At 53.6% G+C, this 295-nt stretch carries 1 pseudogene; it reads right to left on the bottom strand.

Going from position 1 to position 295, the window contains the following annotated elements:
• A pseudogene (locus tag FVA95_RS32355) lies at window positions 1-295 on the bottom strand (sigma-70 family RNA polymerase sigma factor); the annotation flags it as partial.

The raw sequence follows: 295 nt of genomic DNA, 5'->3' as shown, positions 1-295 counted from the left end.
CTCCCAAGGTATGCGTAATCCTTCGACTTCCCGGAGTCCATGGGAGAGCGATAGATCTGCCCAGAGGTGCGATCCTCCAGAAACCATCCAAGGTCATCTTCGCGAAACCCTAGAGCCTCGTCAGATTCAAGGATCTGATTGAGCATGGGGGATAGGCGTGGTCCGCAGATAACGATTAGGTTGTCACGATTAAGGTTAAGGAACCCGGGGGGTTCGATCACTTCGGAAGTTGCTGCGAGTTCCATCGACTTCGCGAGATCGTGAAGGTGGTTGTAGGCGGACAGGTCTTCTTGAG

Source organism: Pseudonocardia sp. EV170527-09, from assembly GCF_008369905.1.
Lineage (GTDB): Bacteria > Actinomycetota > Actinomycetes > Mycobacteriales > Pseudonocardiaceae > Pseudonocardia.
Note: the sequence above shows the minus strand (reverse complement) of the source record. Positions and strands in the feature narration are given on the sequence as shown.